This is a genomic window from Acinetobacter sp. LipI_19, from assembly GCF_058242925.1.
The window spans coordinates 302,786-318,575 of record NZ_JBZAYK010000001.1 but is presented as its reverse complement, the minus strand read 5'-3'; the positions used below and the strand labels follow the sequence as shown (position 1 = coordinate 318,575).

At 37.8% G+C, this 15,790-nt stretch carries 23 protein-coding genes and 1 pseudogene; 1 reads left to right on the top strand and 23 read right to left on the bottom strand.

All coding sequences use genetic code 11. From position 1 onward, the window contains the following. Positions 1-3 precede the first annotated feature (3 nt). The 8 genes and pseudogenes from AC4CVF_RS01640 to AC4CVF_RS01605 all read right to left on the bottom strand — a co-directional run bounded on the left by AC4CVF_RS01640 (position 4) and on the right by AC4CVF_RS01605 (position 3,934). The gene (locus AC4CVF_RS01640; RefSeq protein WP_490788798.1) at positions 4-804 is read right to left on the bottom strand and encodes a phage minor tail protein L; all 801 of its coding nucleotides are present in this window, start codon (positions 802-804) and stop codon (positions 4-6) included. Further along, positions 791-1,342, bottom strand: a complete 552-nt coding sequence (locus AC4CVF_RS01635) for a tail fiber domain-containing protein (protein WP_490789903.1) — start codon at positions 1,340-1,342, stop codon at positions 791-793. Before AC4CVF_RS01635 ends, AC4CVF_RS01640 begins: the two co-directional genes overlap by 14 nt. A gap of 6 nt (positions 1,343-1,348) precedes the next feature. Continuing rightward, positions 1,349-1,495 (bottom strand): annotated as a pseudogene (locus AC4CVF_RS01630) (phage tail fiber protein); the annotation flags it as partial. A gap of 50 nt (positions 1,496-1,545) precedes the next feature. Next, complete coding sequence (locus AC4CVF_RS01625; RefSeq protein ID WP_419315654.1) at positions 1,546-1,890, bottom strand: phage tail protein; 345 nt, start codon at positions 1,888-1,890, stop codon at positions 1,546-1,548. A 93-nt stretch (positions 1,891-1,983) separates the two neighbouring features. Continuing rightward, the gene (locus AC4CVF_RS01620) at positions 1,984-2,199 is read right to left on the bottom strand and encodes a hypothetical protein (protein WP_419339330.1); all 216 of its coding nucleotides are present in this window, start codon (positions 2,197-2,199) and stop codon (positions 1,984-1,986) included. 101 nt (positions 2,200-2,300) lie between these two features. Next, entirely contained in the window at positions 2,301-2,594 is a 294-nt protein-coding gene (locus AC4CVF_RS01615) for a hypothetical protein (protein ID WP_287839106.1), read from the bottom strand. Positions 2,595-2,691: 97 nt separating this feature from the next. Next, entirely contained in the window at positions 2,692-3,564 is an 873-nt protein-coding gene (locus AC4CVF_RS01610; protein ID WP_490788797.1) for a KilA-N domain-containing protein, read from the bottom strand. Between the two features lie 79 nt (positions 3,565-3,643). Then, positions 3,644-3,934 carry a hypothetical protein gene (locus AC4CVF_RS01605; protein ID WP_490788796.1) on the bottom strand — a complete coding sequence of 97 codons (291 nt, stop codon included), beginning with the start codon at positions 3,932-3,934 and terminating at the stop codon, positions 3,644-3,646. Between AC4CVF_RS01605 and AC4CVF_RS01600 the strand changes: the two genes are divergently transcribed. Beyond that, the gene (locus AC4CVF_RS01600; RefSeq protein ID WP_490788795.1) at positions 3,920-4,177 is read left to right on the top strand and encodes an Arc family DNA-binding protein; all 258 of its coding nucleotides are present in this window, start codon (positions 3,920-3,922) and stop codon (positions 4,175-4,177) included. The genes AC4CVF_RS01605 and AC4CVF_RS01600 overlap by 15 nt on opposite strands. An 18-nt stretch (positions 4,178-4,195) precedes the next feature. Here AC4CVF_RS01600 and AC4CVF_RS01595 read toward each other — a convergent pair whose 3' ends face one another. From AC4CVF_RS01595 to AC4CVF_RS01525, 15 genes are all read right to left on the bottom strand, one after another. Beyond that, a complete protein-coding gene (locus tag AC4CVF_RS01595; RefSeq protein ID WP_419306139.1) occupies positions 4,196-4,540 on the bottom strand; it encodes a hypothetical protein in 345 nt (114 codons plus the stop codon). Position 4,541: 1 nt separating this feature from the next. Then, positions 4,542-5,078: a hypothetical protein gene (locus AC4CVF_RS01590; protein ID WP_490788794.1), complete on the bottom strand. Its 537-nt coding sequence runs from the start codon at positions 5,076-5,078 to the stop codon at positions 4,542-4,544. Between the two features lie 2 nt (positions 5,079-5,080). Continuing rightward, entirely contained in the window at positions 5,081-5,650 is a 570-nt protein-coding gene (locus AC4CVF_RS01585) for a hypothetical protein (protein ID WP_490788793.1), read from the bottom strand. An 86-nt stretch (positions 5,651-5,736) separates the two neighbouring features. After that, entirely contained in the window at positions 5,737-6,171 is a 435-nt protein-coding gene (locus AC4CVF_RS01580) for a hypothetical protein (RefSeq protein WP_490788792.1), read from the bottom strand. Between the two features lie 63 nt (positions 6,172-6,234). Then, positions 6,235-6,642: a J517_1871 family lipoprotein gene (locus AC4CVF_RS01575; RefSeq protein ID WP_490788791.1), complete on the bottom strand. Its 408-nt coding sequence runs from the start codon at positions 6,640-6,642 to the stop codon at positions 6,235-6,237. 65 nt (positions 6,643-6,707) lie between these two features. Continuing rightward, complete coding sequence (locus AC4CVF_RS01570; RefSeq protein WP_490788790.1) at positions 6,708-11,372, bottom strand: tape measure protein; 4,665 nt, start codon at positions 11,370-11,372, stop codon at positions 6,708-6,710. 77 nt (positions 11,373-11,449) lie between these two features. Beyond that, a complete protein-coding gene (locus tag AC4CVF_RS01565) occupies positions 11,450-11,590 on the bottom strand; it encodes a hypothetical protein (RefSeq protein ID WP_490788789.1) in 141 nt (46 codons plus the stop codon). Then, a complete protein-coding gene (locus tag AC4CVF_RS01560; protein ID WP_239046262.1) occupies positions 11,580-11,759 on the bottom strand; it encodes a hypothetical protein in 180 nt (59 codons plus the stop codon). Before AC4CVF_RS01560 ends, AC4CVF_RS01565 begins: the two co-directional genes overlap by 11 nt. Before the next feature lie 222 nt (positions 11,760-11,981). Further along, a complete protein-coding gene (locus tag AC4CVF_RS01555) occupies positions 11,982-12,182 on the bottom strand; it encodes a hypothetical protein (protein ID WP_239046263.1) in 201 nt (66 codons plus the stop codon). A gap of 41 nt (positions 12,183-12,223) precedes the next feature. Further along, positions 12,224-12,709 (bottom strand): phage-derived protein YdaY family protein, encoded by a 486-nt coding sequence (locus AC4CVF_RS01550; RefSeq protein ID WP_419354510.1) that lies wholly within the window; start codon positions 12,707-12,709, stop codon positions 12,224-12,226. 2 nt (positions 12,710-12,711) lie between these two features. After that, on the bottom strand, positions 12,712-13,626 hold the full coding sequence (locus tag AC4CVF_RS01545) for a phage tail tube protein (protein ID WP_490788788.1): 915 nt from the start codon (positions 13,624-13,626) through the stop codon (positions 12,712-12,714). Between the two features lie 64 nt (positions 13,627-13,690). Further along, a complete protein-coding gene (locus tag AC4CVF_RS01540) occupies positions 13,691-14,053 on the bottom strand; it encodes a hypothetical protein (RefSeq protein WP_004724979.1) in 363 nt (120 codons plus the stop codon). Continuing rightward, a complete protein-coding gene (locus tag AC4CVF_RS01535) occupies positions 14,050-14,817 on the bottom strand; it encodes a KilA-N domain-containing protein (protein WP_239046266.1) in 768 nt (255 codons plus the stop codon). The genes AC4CVF_RS01540 and AC4CVF_RS01535 overlap by 4 nt, the downstream gene beginning before the upstream one ends. Positions 14,818-14,999: 182 nt before the next feature. After that, positions 15,000-15,410 carry a hypothetical protein gene (locus tag AC4CVF_RS01530; protein WP_419354504.1) on the bottom strand — a complete coding sequence of 137 codons (411 nt, stop codon included), beginning with the start codon at positions 15,408-15,410 and terminating at the stop codon, positions 15,000-15,002. Further along, on the bottom strand, positions 15,407-15,787 hold the full coding sequence (locus AC4CVF_RS01525) for a hypothetical protein (protein WP_419354503.1): 381 nt from the start codon (positions 15,785-15,787) through the stop codon (positions 15,407-15,409). The genes AC4CVF_RS01530 and AC4CVF_RS01525 overlap by 4 nt, the downstream gene beginning before the upstream one ends. Positions 15,788-15,790 lie beyond the last annotated feature (3 nt).

Here is a 15,790-nt window from a genome sequence, read left to right as displayed (position 1 = left end):
AAATCACCCAATCATGTTGGCGGCAGGTTGACCGCCAAAACTGCCTTCATTTTTTCGGATCTTGCAGGAACTTAAACGCCCACCACATTTATCCAGTGCTGGATTGTCCGTTGGTTCGTTTTTTTCAGTAAACATGGCTGCGCCTGTATAACCACATTCCTCACCACGATAATCACCCATCATGCACCAATGGCATTGGCTACTGATTTGCCGTATCGGAATACGCTGACCTTCAAAGTCGATTGGATTCGACAATTCAAAAGTCACTTGCTCCATGTTTTCAGAGGTTTTTTGTTCAATAAACCAAAGTTGATTTTCAGCTTCATTCGATGCAGTTGGATTACCTTGGCTGAAATTTTCAGCATCAAGATATTTAGCCAATGTGGAAATTACGGTAAGTTTTGCACCTGCAAAATCATTGAACTGTAAACAATAAGCCGATACCGCATTTTGTAATCCATCAATATTATTGGCCATTGATAATGTTGGGCTAGAAGCACGACCTGTGGAATTCATTTCCATGCCATCAGCTTGAATTGCCATAGCTGAAAAAGTCTTGCCTTGCCAAATGATATTGCGCTGCCAAACTTTATCTGTACCAACATCAAAAACTTTACCGATCAAACCAGTATCAGACCCAATCAGACCTTCTGAACCAATAGATGAATATATCTTTTCCCAATCTTGAAAAGCGATATGCCCATGAAATCGCAAAATGCCAGCTCCTAAAGCGCTGGCGTCTAATTCAAATAATGTAATTAACCCATCAACATAGAGCTTTTGAAAATCACTATTCAGAGTCATTATCTACACCTTTCAATTGATCAATTTCGGCTTTTAGTGCGCGAATAGCACCAACTAAGTCAGCAATAATTGCACGATCATCAATTCCCCATAACTCATGCTCTGTAACGGGGCGAATGGCATATCGCGGGTCTACTGAATAGGCTTGCTGAGCCATGAATCCGCGTTTAGGTTCTGCTGCAATCACATCCGATTGTGAGGCTTCAAATTTATATTTATAGTTCCACAGCTCCAATTTGCTTAGCCGCTCAAGGCATTCAGTCTCATCAACTAAGTTTTCTTTATCTTTAATATTTTCATCAGAAGTAGTTAAAGCGATTGTGCCTGATGCAGTTGGAAAATAGACAATGACTTGATTTGCATTTTCATCGGGGCTACTCCTTCTTGCAAAATAGATAGATGAAGTACCTCCACCATCTGAACACTCTAGAGTATTCCAACGGCCAACAACACCTTGCTGGATACTTTTCACTTCATATCTTAAAGCAGGGTAATCACCACTGATTATCTGAGGAACCCAAGTATTGGTATTGCTCATTAAGGGTACTTTCGCACCAGATGTACCCACTAGTTTACTTGCAGCATGTTCTGGATTTGTGAAGTTTTCATTCATTTTAGTGGCAAATGATCGAAAGGTATCACCACCTGCACCACTTGGTGCTGTGCCTAAATTTCCAGTTTGGATTGTCATATTTTTCTCACTAAAAAGCCCCAGCTAGTGGGGCGTGAAGTTGATTGGATTTAAGGGTAAAAAACTTGGGTGAAGGTTGTGGAGATTTGCCAAACATCTCCACCAATATTGGTTAATTTGTAATTCACATCAGATTTAACTCGAACCTCCCCATCTAAAGGAGCCTTCCAAAGAAATGAGTCAGCCCCTTTATGTTTATCTAAGAAATCTTTAATTTGTTTGATCTCAGATGAGTAAGCAGTTCGACTATAAGCCCATTGCCCTTTTCGATTATTAATTCCGATAGAGACATGTTGCTCATACCCATCACCAAATTTGGATGAAAGTATGTTGAAGTCTTGAGTCGCTGAATTTCCCTCAACACTATTTTCCCATATGAATTTTTCATTGCTCATAAATTGCGTCCAATAAAAAACCCACTCGGTTGAGTGGGCTTATGGTTAAGGAAATTAAAATTCTGTTATTGTAATTTATTAAGCTTTTTTTGCTTATTCGATCCATGGAACACTTTTTCTAGGTCCATATATGTAACCATCAACAATCCAAAATTTCCCACCATCTTTTGGTCCATAGATATACCCATCTGCTATCCAATATCTACCACTGTTTTTAGGCCCATAAATATAACCATTTGCAATCCAAAATCGCCCTGAAAGCTCAGCGCCATATATATAATCACTATTAATCCAATAGCCTGTGTACATAAAGCAAATCCTTTTTATATGTATATTATTTTTAACAAGATACTAATTATTGGGTTAAAAAGAAACCTCCCGAGGGAGGTTGTCTATTTACTTGAGAATATCTAACTAACTAGAATTTGCATACCATCGAGGTTTCCACCTGCTAGATCAATACATTCATTAGCTGTGGATTTTTTCCATTTCCCAGTATTATCCTTAATGGCAAAATTATCTTCAAAATTAAGATAGACAGCTGCTTGCCCAAAAATATCAAGATATTCAACAATCAAATCTTCTTTGATTAGATCTTCCTCAAACTCTTTCTCAAGATCAGCTATAAACTGTTCAGTCTTTAGCTCAAGATATATTTTTTCAATATTTTCTTTTGAATTTCGATCTTCAATATTTCTATTCATGGTCAAGCCTTTGTTTTATTAACTATTAATCAACCTATTTTCATGGGAATAAATCCGCACAAATAGACTTAATAAAATATATGCCTAATAGACTTTGTTACTTCACACGTCGCTCTCTTAAAAAATGACGACCAACACTTAACGTATCAGTACCATATAAAATATCAAGCACACTATCAAATCGTTTCGTAAATTCCCCAATATCCATAGTTGGGTAAAAACCATGTGGTAAAGGCATTGCGGTCAAAACTCCATCACGAGCACTTACATGCCATGAGTCATATCTAGAGCTGTTAAATTCTTGACTGATTTGTTGAGCCACATGAATAACTTCTTGTGGATAAGGTAGGGCTTTAACCTCTTCTTTCTCAACTCTCTGCTTAACTTCCATATCTAGCAGATATTTAACTGCATCCTCAAAATGAATAGCCAGCAACTCATGGTAAGAATTAATTTTGAAGTGTCGGTTGTGTCGCGTCCAAACCTGCGCGCGTAAACCTTGATTGCCATTTACCTTGTGGTCAACGATTTTGTGCAGTGTGTCTTTTTGCTCAGGCGTAATTACTTGGCGTGAATTGACTTTGGTTTGCATAACCATTGCGTCATAAGCGCGAATCACCATCAAATGGAATTTTGCAGAAATCCACATTGCATAGGCATAAACCATTTCCTTGACTGCATACGTACCGCGATTATTACCACCATGGATCACTTTTACAGCACTTCTCATATCTGAGGAGTGGTCTGTTTCACCAAGTCTCACATCTGAGACTTGCTCAATTTCCTTGATTAACTCTTGAGTTTGCTCAACTCGTAAAAAGTTAGATGGCTTGTGCTTAGCTAGATTGCCACTAGCCTTGTGTAAGTCAGCAAGTGAGTAGCGACCCTCCTCATCTTGGCGGATTGAGAAATCACCAATAACCAAAGGTTGAGCGTTTGGATTTACTAAATTTTGTGTTAAATTAGACATGTGTTTACATCCTTCTGTGATGGCAACTGAACCTTGTTTATTCTTGGCGGAAGGCAAGGTTTTTTTGTGCCTATTGATTTCATGCTTTCGCACTCTCTTTTAAAAAGTTTTTAATTGCCTGATTGATTAACCAATTCATTGGCAAGTGCTTTTTTTTCGCAATTTCTTTTAGCTTTTGATGATCCACATCATCTAAAAATCTAAGCTTGTATTGCAAATTGGTTTGGCTCACGCTCATGGTAACTCCTTTATCAAGATTAAACCTCTTGGGTTCATTTAAATAATGAACCTCTTGGAGAGCATTGTCAACACCTCTTGGGTGCATTACCATTATTTTATTTTTGAGTGGATAGGCATGAGCGAGAATCAAAGAGACCCTCAATACAAACTACGTTGGTCTGAAGAGCTTCGTGAAAAAATAGCTCAATCAGCTAAAAAACATAACCGTTCAATGAATGCTGACATTGTTGCTCGGCTGGAGCAGTCTTTAGCTAATGAGGAACTGCCTACAATTACTCAAGCTGACAAAGACTATTTGACTAAAATCCAATCAATCGAAGAAAAGCTAGATATGATTATTAACAATACAGATGTATTAAAAAAAGCACCTTAGGGTGCTTTTACTTAGACTTTAATTAGCATTTGTTCTATTAATACAAGCATGGTACATTTTATTTCTAAAATCGGTAACCGCTTTCTCTTGATTCTCTTCAACACTATAGCGTGGTTCAGCATATGCATCGTTTACAATTGCTTGAACCAAACCTTTCATTTGTTCATCTTCAATATTATTAGCTATCGACATACTATCAACCATAGCCATGCCTGTTTGTCTATTCACCATAATTGATTTAGAAAGATCATCAATGACCTTGCAAAAATCTGAATTGCTAACTATATCTTTGTGCTCTTCTTTTTTTGTACATGCTGTTAAAAATAGAACAGAAATAGTTAACGTGAAAAATATCATTTTCATACTAATTACTCATATCTTTAATAGCATCATCCAAGTACCAATCTTTTGCAAATGTATTCAAATCTTCCATCTGTTTATTCATAACACCAAGCCAGCCGCCTTCCCATGTTCCATATGCATGTTCGCCATTTAGTAAATAAACATTTTCAGGCATTGTTCTAAGCGTATAAATAGGGTTTTGATATTCATATTCTTTACCAATATTTTGAAAATAATCACCTTTTAGGAAAAATTTATCTTTACCCTTATAGCTAAGATAAACTTTTTTAAACTCTTTATTTTTTATTTTTTCTGAAAATTGCAACATCACTCGATTTACATCTAGAGCACTATTTTCACCAGATATATCCCTTAGATCATATTTAATCTCAGTTGGATTGATAAGCCACTTGTAATGAACCAAAACTTTCACACCCTTATTCCGAGAATCATTAGATAACACAGCATTCATATGTCTCTGGAGTGAAAAATAATTAATCGTAAAGATGATCAGAATTATTGCAAATACAGTGAGAATAGTTTTGTATAATTTAGACATAATTAAATCTCTTTCTCTGCCTCATTAAACTTTGATGTATCAAACTTAAATTGACGCTTACCTTCTCTATAGAACGGCAATTCAATAATAATTGAGTTAAACTTACGCACATTCTCTAAAAAAGCATTAGAGTTTTCTGTAAAAATTAAAATAGTATCTGTGCCACCTGAAGTTTCATATTTATTAAATGTGAGATATTGAATTGGTGAATTCCCAAATTTAACTGCAGTGAAACATCCATAGCTTTCGCAGTCATACTGACCTTTATCAATAGTAAGGAAGATGCGAGGTTCATCTGTTTTTGAGTCAAGAATATCGATATTTAAGCGATTTTCACCGTCGTAAGGGAAACCAAGATCAGCATTATTATCTGAACTTAACGCTAGCCACTTTGACTCTGTGTTTCGCATTTCGTCCTTATTAACAACCACACGCCATTTTCCCGTTTGTCGCGTAGGGGTTGTCTCCGCTTGAGTGACAACTTCATTATTTGGCTTAGTATTGTTATTTTTATCACACCCACCCAAAACTGCACCAAAGCCAACCAGGGTTACTAAAACTAAATATTTCATAAATTACTCAATTTGTTATAAAGTCCACTTAATCTAACAAATTGGTTACATTTTGAATAGAGCTACCTAAGTAGCTCTTTTTCACCCTACTTACTTCTTTTAATCCTATCCAATGGTCCACCTTGACGCTCGGCATCTCGCCAAGATTGAGATATTAAAGATTTAGTTTGTGCTTCATTTTGCTTTTGCATTTCAGTCAAAATCACTTTTAACTCATTACCATCCCATTCAGATTGTGCTTCGACTGGTTGAGATGTTTGATTAATAATGGTGACTTTGGGTTGAGATGATACTGAATTCCCTTGTCGAATAGAATCAAACTGCCTTCTATCAGCATCCTCATTACTTATTCGAGTGACCCCAACCAACCCTCCATCTTTAAATTTTTGGATACTTAAATCTGACTTAGTAGATGGGGACTTCATAGACATATATTTGCTATGATCTGGAATCTCTCCAGTCTGATTCATGTAATTTAAAGCAGCCAAACCAAGTTTAGATACAGCAGCAGCTTTCAACATAAACTCGCCATTAGATGCCATAAAAAAAGAAAAAAGCCACAGGAGTGGCTTTTAAGCTTTCTTTTATTTCAAGGACCTTTCACAATATGGCGATGCATTTTTTAACAATGGATCAGGAGTAAAAGCAAAGGTTGCACCCATATAATAATCGGCTTTCAGTGCTAACTTCTCGCCTGATTTGGATATAATCTTTAATTTAAGATTGTTTTGATTATAAACAACATTATCTACAACCTTTATCTTGTCTAGTATGTCCTTACCATTGTAGCTTTGACACATAAGACCCGTACCATCATCATTAAATTTAATAGTCACCAGCCAAGGTCCCCCACTACCTGACCAGTATCCTGATAAGTCCGTGGGCTTAGGGGTTATTGAGCTGAATTGACCACTTAATAAATCGTTATTCATAGCACAGCCACTCAGAGTAAAGCCAAAGCACAAAGCGCCAATCGGTAGTAATTTTTTCATATAAATCCCATAGTTCGTTTTACAGAAAAATAGCACTTGAAAGAATAAAAAGCTACCTAAGTAGCTTAACCTTTATTCTTGATTGCTCTAGCCAATGGGTAGCCTTGCTTTAAATTCCTTTGTATCCCTTTATCCACCCCATCATCAATTTTTTTATCCATCATTTTTCCAATTTGCACCAATAAATCACCGTTTGGTGCAGTTGATGTTTCAACTGTTTCATTGGAATAATTATTGATGGTGATATTTGGCTGCAATGCTACATTTGCTCTGGCTTGACTAATTGCATCATATTGTCTCCCCTGATTATAGGAATTACCAACAACCCCACCATCTGAATAACCGCCATTTTTGCGTAGCTTTTCAACATTACCAACCCCGCCCCATCTAGCGATATCTTCTTGAGAGAATACCACTTCACCCTTGTGAACAATACCTGCTGGATCATACTTACCACCAGCCCCTGTGTAACCACCATTTGAGAATCCTGCGATGGTTTGAGCGGCAATCAATCCAACCGAAGCATAACCAACTCCACGGATCACCGCAGCTGCGGGCATTCCAAAAATACCAGTTTGAGCAGTAGTTGCCCCGGCTGCTAACTCTGTATTGATAATCTGCTGAGCAATTGCCATTGATTGTTGCGCTAAAAACATTGCCCTAAATGTCTTGGAATTTTCACCCTTAGCATCCTTAATCAACTGAGTCATATCAGACCAAACAACCGATGTCTGTGAAAGCATTTGACCATAAAAAGCAAGCTGATTCTGGTTATCGGCTTTAACTGCTTCAACCGACTTTACAGAATACTCCTTTTGAAGTTGCTCTTTTGCTGATTGGAATACTTTCTCAGCATCAAGCCTTTCTTGATGGGATGTATCCTCAGCATTCTTTACAGCATCAAGTCTTTCTTGTAGTTGCTTTAATGTGTTGTCTCTCTCCTCGTTAAGTTTGCTTAATTCGGTTTTTTGCCCAGACCTAGCGCTAGTAAGCTGTTGTATTCCGGTTATAGCCTCAAGCCCACCTCCTAGCATTTTAAATGTTTTGGAGTCCTCACCTCTACCATTCTTAGCCATATTAACTGCTGTCTGCATTATTCCTTGGCTTTGAAGGAGTAGCCCACTATAAGCTTTGAGCTTCTCAAGGTCCGAATCCTTGTCTGTATAAGGCGTATTTGGCAAGAATTGATTTTTGGTTCTTGATGTATGATTATCATCAATCCCAACACCACCCCGAATGTAGCTAGCGTTATAAGCCTTTAAATACTCAGCATCATAACCTTTGGCTTTAGCATTTAACTCAATTTCCCTTCTTTCGAGTTGGTACTTTTGTTTAATTGCATCAGCCTCAAGCATTAATACTCTTTTATGCTCAAAAAGTGCGCTTTCTCTGACTAGCTTGGTTTTCTTTATTTCATAATCATAAAGATCATCAATTGACTTTTTATGGAGAGCCTTAACCTCATCACTATATTTACCCTCAGCATCTAATTGCTCCTTAGCTGAATCACGCTGATAAATTAGCTTTTGATCCTCGGTATATTTGTAGCCATTTAGCTCATAATCTTGTTGAAGATTATTAAGTCTCTTTTGCGCCTCAAATCGAGTAGTTAACTGAGCTTCATAGGTTTTCTTTTCATCACCAGATAAAGCCGAATTTTCACGAATCTTCTTGAGTTGATCTCTATATTCTTGCTCCTCTTGGAGACCTTTTGACATAAAATCTTTACGGATTTTTTCGGCTTCTTCTTGCGACTTTTCAAGAAGTTTTACCTGATCATTTAAGAGAGATTCATAGTCCTTTGATTCACCTGTAAAGCCACTAATGCCCCCCATATAACCATAATAATCTTTGATGTATTGATTATTATATTTTCCAAGGTTTTTACCCTTTTGGACATTTCCCTCACCTGCATGATAGGCACGAACTGCCTTCTCAATATTCCCATTGAATAGTTTCAAAAGATATTGAAGATACTTTGCTGCGCCTTCTGCTGACTGCGCTAAGTTATAACGGTCTTTAACACCATATTGCGTTGCTGTACCAGATAACATCTGGAAACCACCAGCAGCACCAGATGATTTGTTATAGGCGTTTGCATTGCCACGAGATTCAATCATATTGATTGCTGAAAGCATTCCACTTGGCAATCCATACTTACTTTCTAATCCACCGAAGTTGTATTTAGCAGCATTAGCCTTAACTTTTTCGTTAATCTGTAAGACTTTAAGCTGCTTCTCAAGCTCCTCAGTACGTTCTTTTTCGGATTTACTTGCTTCATCCGATAGTGTTTTACGCTTCTGATCTAAGACCCATAGATCATTTAAAATTTTAGCTTGCTCGGTGGTTAACTGAACATCTCTTTCGATTTTGTTCTCTTTTCGCCAATTAAGTGCAAAATCAGCAAAAGTTGAAGCTTTCTGTTTATCACCACCAATATTTTTCAATTCTCGATTATAAGTATTAATCCAATAATTATCGTCAAGCATTGATTTGTTGGCAGATTTTCGGAGTTCACTTAGTCTCTGTTCATTGGCCAATTGCTTCCGTTTCTCTTCTGTTACCTCTTTTTCAGCAGCTAAAACACCTTGATGCTGACTTAAATAAGTATTTCTAAAATCAATTTGCTTCTTAAGCTCAACGTTCACACCAGCTACTGAATTCTTGTAGCCATCAGCTTGCTTTGATTGAGCAATAAATGAATCAATTGTTTTTTGAGGAATTGGAAGATTTTCCAAAAATATCCGCGATAATTGCGTTGCTGAAATTGTTCCTTTGTTATAACTATCTAGAGCATTTTTAGCAATAATTAATTGTTTTGCTGAGGCACCAGAATTTTCACTGATTTGAAGAAAGGATTCAGCGGATTTAACAATTGACTCTTTAGAGTTTGAATATGACTCATTTAAACGCTCAGACTCGTTTGTGAGCTTTGAAATTTTGTCTGCATTTTCCTCATAAAGACCTGAAGCTTTAGCCATATAGCTGTTGGCTAATTCTTTCTGATAACCGAATTCACGTGCTGAACTTATACCCTCATCTAATTGAGCAAAATAACGCTGCGCACTTTTAATCTCCCCATCCGTAAATAATTTTGATTTACTCAGATTCTGAAGTGCAGCAGCTGTACTTAAACCGTCTTCTTTGATCTTTTTAAGTTGATCAAGCATTAGGTTTTGACGTTTAATTTCTTCATTACTTATTGACTCAGAATTACCTGTTACCATTCCCAATAAGCTATCTCTAGCTTTTGAAACATCAGATTGTGATTTTTTGATTCTTTTATCAATTTCATCCATTTCTGAGATAAGTTTAGCTGCTGATAATTTACTATATTCAGCTGCAATCTCTCTAACCGATTGCTTTTGAATATCAAGAGAGTTTGTAGCTGAGTCTGTATTGTCTCTCATTAAAAGCATTGATGCGCCAACGGCCGCAACAATACCTACTAATCCCCCAGCTCCACCAAGTAATCCGAGCAAACCACGACCAGCTCCCATTGTTGCATTATTTGCTACAGCTGATCTTGTTCTAGCTGCCGCTAAAGCATTTTCAGTAGCTGTTAATTCTACGTTGATGGCTGCTTGCTGTTGACGCAATAACCCCATTCTCAATTCAGAATTAATTGCACCCTGATCTGAAATTTGTTTTTTCTTACGAGCTAATTCTAGTTTCAACTCTTCGATAAGTTGCGCGCGTGTAGCTTGAAGATTAACTAATTTAGCCTCCGCGCCTGCCAATTCTTGTGCTGCGGCTACTTTTTCAGCTTCAATCGCTGCCCATTGAATAGCTGTTTGTTCAACTAATTGGGTAGCTTTTCCATATCCTGCAACTACACTTTTATAAAGTGCAGGAATATAAGTGCCAACCCAATAAGCACCACCGATCATAGCAATGTTGGTTACATTGTTAAGGTTTTCTGCGAGTAAAGTTAGAGATCCTGAAATTGCATTTGCCGCACCACTCCCTTTACCAGCCTCACCCACAAACTTAGTGACTTCATTGGATAGTTGGGTGAATGATTGAGCAATAGTGAAATCTGTTTTGCCAAATAGTTCATTTACTGAGCCACGTGCTTTTGTTAAAGCGTCAACAAGTACATCACCTGTAATCTTTCCTTCTGCAGCAACTGAACGTAATTGACCTACTGTGATTCCCATACCTTGAGCAATTGCCTTTGCGAGTCCGGGCGCTTGCTCCATAACAGAGTTAAGCTCTTCACCGCGTAGAACATTGGAAGCCAAAGCTTGTGAAAATTGAACTAATGCAGCTTCTGCCGAAGCAGCTGAACCACCACTAATTGCGATTGCTTTAGCAACGGTATCAGTTAATTCTGCAGTTTTGGCTTGAGTAATATTTAAACGCTTTGCATTGTCAGAAAAACGTTGATAGATCTGTGCAACTGAATCCCAAGCTTGTGCATTATTTTGAGCGATTTTGAAGGTATCGTTCATTGCAGTATTTAGTTCAGATTGACTTTTAGTAACTAATTTAAGTTTGTTATTTAAACCAGTATAAGTATCCATCTTAGCGATCGCAGTACCAACAGTCACAACTCCTGCCAAATACCCTGCCAATTGACGTGCTGCCACTGACATAGAGTTTATTGAAGTAGTTGCGTAATTACCAGTGCGTTCAATACTTTGTAGCTCTCGATCTAATGCACGTGCATTACGTGCTGCTTGTTCTGAGCTAATTTCAATAATGAGTGTGCTGCGTTGTTCAGCCATGGCTTTTCCTTTAGGCGTAAAAAAAGCGCCTAAGGGCGCATCGCGGACAATAAAAAACCGACCATTTGTAGGTCGGTTTATTTAGTTACTTCTATTATTTTTGCTACTGCTTGTAGTATTGGGGCTGCTTGCCATGCGAGTATTCCAGTAATAATTGCAGCCATTATTAAATAGGTACAAACTCTTAAAGGTTTACTTTCTGATAACTTATTCATCATCTTGGTTAGCTCTCTGCTTTTTATACTCAAGATATGCTTTGAGGAATTGAGGTGATTGCCATGCAAGAATACAAACAATCACAGCTAGTAACAAAAATGCTAGTCGCCAAATAGAGATATCTGCTGTCATTTTCAACAACCCATTTAAATTTGTGATAAAATCATTCATACGAAATACTTTTCCTCTCTTCTTTGTGGTGGACTGGAATGCAAAAACCCCGAAAGCGCCAACTTTCGGGGTTTTGTTTTGGAATCAAGAAAACCATATGAATATAGTTCTCTCTTATACATGTTACTTCTAAAGGTTAGATGTAACATCATGTAATTGAAAATACATTTTTTATAGAATATTCAATAATTTACAAACTTATTTTAAATCTCTAAGAATCAATTATTTTTTATTCATTTCACTCAAATACTTTGCATCTAGCGCGAAAATACACTCTACAAGTAGTCCTCGATCCAAGTCACAACCGTACACATCAAAATAGCTTTTGATATCGGCAAGAGTGAGTGAGTCATAAAACCCACCACCCTGCGGAAAAGCAATAAACCGTCGAGCCTTTGAAATTAAATTAAAGGCTTTAATCATGTGATCTGCTGTGAAGCTTGGTTCTAATCGCTCAGGTGGCTTTATGCCGAGCTTTTGGTAGACTTCTGCGGTTTTTTCTTCGCACCATTTGATGTTACTTTGTTCGTAGTGCTTGAGGACTTTCCCACTTCATCAGCAATCTCTTCAGTCTTTGAGTCATGGATCACTTTAGCCTTTTCCATGATGAAGACAATAATTTCAAGTGATTGCTTTGAGCTTGTACAAATCAGCTCCGCATTTTGCGCGCTGTATTCGATTGGCTTTTTATCTTTACCGACTAGCCCAACCCATCCTAACAATAGATGTGAAACAGCTCGGTTAAAACCTAATTTGGCCTTAACTGCTCCTTCATCTGTAACGGCCTTAATGCCTGCAAGCTCTTGCTCAGCTTGAATCCCATTAAGTTCAAGTGAGCGCTGAAATGATGGCTTATCAATACTCGCAATGAGTAGTTTCACGCCATCTTTAAAATCAAACCATTCTTGAACGTATTCAATGGACTTCTGTTCTTCAATTTCAATTAACATGATTAAGGCCCCACAACTACAGGAATACGTGTAAGAGTCGGTGCAACATCCGCGACTGTGAATGAAAACTGAGTCGTCAATACATCACCAGCACCACCACTTGGCAAAGGCGCAGATACTTGAACTTTAGGTAGTTTGAGCGTGTATTTATTACCAGCAGTATCTTTCAATGAATATTCAAGGCCGATCGGCTCATTTAAGAATTGTTTTTCATAAAGCTCTGCAGTGTTTTTGGACCATGCAATTGTAAAGTTACCACTGCCTTTCATAATGGTTTCTAAGATTGCGGCAATGTTATTTTCATAGTCTAAGCACTTCTGAATCTGCATTGTATTATCAATGGTTAGCTCAATCTGAGTAATGCACATTCCTGGTTTCTTTTCACCATCAATAAGGATGTCACCAGTGGATAGACTGGTTAATGGTACTGCATCCACTGCAGGTGTTACGGTACCAGTCGGTGCAACCTCATAAGCTGTGCGCTTCATTCCCATAATTGCGAATTTAGAAGTCACAATGCCACCATCAGGAATTGATAAAGTCCATTGGTTAATGTGGCAACCGGTGAAAACTTGGAAGTTATCGATATCACTAAAGCCACGAATAATCGAAAGCGTTTTTCGAGTTGTGCCACCAAATGTTAAAACGTTGCTATTCCAAGCATTGAAGGCAATTAGCTCTAAGACTTTATCTTGAATGCCATAAGCCCATTCAGATTCAATATCGCCTTGCACTTCAACACCAGTTACCAGAGTGCCGGCTGCAATTCGTGAATCTTTGATTGTTTGTGATTCTGTAGTTTGTGCTGATGCATCTAAACCATTTGTGGTAAATGCAAATGTATTCCAAGTGGTTGCAATCACACCGGGTGATGCTTCAAAACCAACTCGGGTTAATTGTTTAGCTCCAGAACTCATTAAGTTCTCCTTAATTTAGGCATAAAAAAACCTCCTTTAAGGAGGTGGATTGATTTAAGTCTGCTCAACAATGACCAGATTGCTTTGTAATATCGTGCTTATGATCCCAGTTGAATGCATCAACTATTCGACCTGTAGGTTTGCTATCAATTAGACCGCCATCTGAAACTATTGCAGATTCAAGTTGCTCTAACTGATCAAGAGTTTCTATAAGATTGAATAATGGTCTATGAGTAATAATCACTTTACTCTTTGGGAATTTTGCCTCTAATTCAGTTTGCTTTTCATTCAGATCAAATAGATTAGCTTTGGATGCTGCATGAATCACATATTTTTCATCGTCAATTAAAAAATCCACTTCAGCATCATTTTCAAAAGCTTTTCTACATGCGAATATCAAATAGGCATTACCCGTAATCACATTCACGCCATGCACTCCTGCATCACTAATCTCAATTGACCTTTCGCTTGTGGGAAAGCTTGATAACACCGAGCTGTAAAGTCTTGGTAATCAGTGGAACTGTTTGCAATGACTTCCACTGCATTGATTTGTTTTGAAAGCATATGCTCACCGCCATTTGTAAGCCATTGATGCATTTTCTCACCATCACGTTTATTTGCTCGAAGTTCTGTAACAACCTCTTTAGGCATAATGATTCGATAAATCCATTTATTTGTGATGTCCCCAAAAATTGCAGGACTTCCACCTATATGGTTGTTGAATTTTGTTCCTGTGATCTTTGCCAAGGCTTTGTAATATGAATCAGGAAAACGTTTTTCCCATGTAGTTGCAGTCGGCAACAACATCAGGCGAATCATGTCTTGTACAGAAGGTGGTGCTTGATTGGTTCGAATTAGATTGTCAATTTGCAGATCACACCAAACCCCAAAACGAGAATCAAGCCAACGAGCAAAAGGGACTGCCAATTTAGGATGTAACCAAGTACCTTGAGCGTTACCATTTTGGCTGGTAACGGTACTTCCACCCCGTTTAGTTTTAATTAGTGATTTTGGCTCACTTATTCCCATGTATTCACAAAGTGCTTGAATATATGATTTCGTTTCAGCAAGGTTGATCCAGTCATTCGCACGCTTTTTGAATTGTTTTGCTGCTTCTGTTGCATTAAACCATCCATTGTTATCAAAGGATTGGTCATAATCTTCATACTTAATTTTTACAATTGCATTCATTGGTATGCTCCGACTACTCATAAAGAAAAGAGCCAACAAGAAGATGCAATGAGTAGTCGAAACGACCATCTTCCTTTCAGGAGCTACCCTAGTTGGCTTGGATGCCATATTTCAGGCATTAAAAAACCTGTCACTAAGGACAGGTTCGTTTAAAAGTAATTCAGGTTTGTTGTGTGATTAAGCTAATTAACTCGAAACTCAGCTCTCACTATCTTTGCGTAAAAATTATCATCATCCATATCTTGTGGTGCATGGACTAAATAAACCTCCAGACCGTCCACTCTAAATGATTGTAAATACCGTCTCCATTTATCACAAAGCGTAGACAACACCACCAGACCTGTTCCTTTAGGGGCGAAACATTGAATGGAAATAGCCCCAAAGTCACGTACACATGGTTCATTTCCAATTCCAACAATATTGCTGTGCGCATATTGAATATACGCCTTGCTCCATGCTTGTTTAGTAGGCGCTTGGAAAGGCTTTCCATTGATTTGCGGCTTGTTTGGCATTTCTATTATTAAATTTTCTTTTACTGCAATCCTTAGTAACTCCTTATGAATTACTGTTTCAGCCTCGGTAAGTGTCATCATTTATATCTACTCGTAACTGACTGGAATGTGATTGAATAAATACCTAAAGGTGCCTGCCCAGAATGCCCATTTTCAAGAGCAATTGAATAAGGCAAATTATTACTAATGAAGACTCTCATCCCCAATTGAACGCTCAGTACTTTAGCCATTCCATCAGCAATGGTTGTGGTACCTGATTTATCTATTTTCTGAAAGTCTTTGGTGTAATCGACACTGCCAATTGAAACACGATGATTACCTCTGAAAGCCCCTGTATCGACTGGACTTCTAAGGATTACACCTTGAAGCATTGCAGCAGTAATTTTTCTTTGTAGTTCTGAGCCATCACGTAAAACTTGGAGTGTGAATTGTGATGGTCTTAATCCGTTCCAACTCATAAG